At 39.1% G+C, this 869-nt stretch carries 1 protein-coding gene; it reads right to left on the reverse strand.

Annotated features, from left to right (window positions below; translation table 11 throughout):
• The coding region (locus tag MM214_RS18915) for a transposase (protein ID WP_241297739.1) at positions 1 to 719 on the reverse strand (719 nt) is incomplete at its 3' end.
• Positions 720 to 869 lie beyond the last annotated feature (150 nt).

Raw genomic sequence — 869 nt, forward strand, 5'->3', positions numbered from 1 at the left:
TCAAGTCCTGCCCCTTTGTTTTTATCCAAAATATCCTGCAGCTGACCGATTCCTTTGTTAAGAAGATAGATAAGTGCTTTTCTTCTTCTCAGCGTTTCCTTAAAGCTGTTCTTCCTTTTTCTGGAATATGACATCTGGGCCAGTTTCTGCTCCCTGAACTTGGATCTTGGTCTTTTGATACCATATTCTGAACAAATACTGAATAACTGACTCTCAAAAACCCATTCACAACACTCCCAAAGAAGTTTTACATCTGTTGGGAAACGAATATAAGATTCATAGCAGGTGGCATCCATCAGCAGAACATGGCTATTGCTGACATCATATTTCCAGTGGTTAATTAGGGTCTCCTGAAGCTTTTCCCATTCACAATGGCTTTCTATATATGCCCTTATACGGGTCATTATAGTCATGTCTTTTATCTGTTGGTCTTCGGAAAGTACTTTACCGCAGAAATACTGAAGTGACCAATCCGTATTGAAACGTTCCAGCAACTGCCTGTCACTGATATTAAAGTAGGCCTTCAAAAACATGAGTGCAAACATACCTCTGGCACCGAACCAGCTTGGTGCACCTCTGCCCACACGTTCATCAGGAAGACAGGCTACAAGTTCGTCCCAGGGAATACTGTCATGGATTCTGCCTAACAACGAATTCTTGAAAAAGTGATATTTTGGAGAATATCCGTCAAAATCTTTGAAAATAGAAAGCTGCGCCATATCTTGAATTGTATTTTAGATTGCAACCTTAAAATACAAAAAAGAAAACCCCGAAAAAAGCTGGGAACAGCCAAATTCGGGGTTTTTGTGTTATGTTTTTGTTAATTATTTTACTGATTATCAGTTAGTTAATAATTAAGCAAGAAGCCC

The sequence above is a fragment of the Belliella kenyensis genome (genome assembly GCF_022549675.1).
Classification (GTDB): Bacteria; Bacteroidota; Bacteroidia; order Cytophagales; family Cyclobacteriaceae; genus Belliella; species Belliella kenyensis.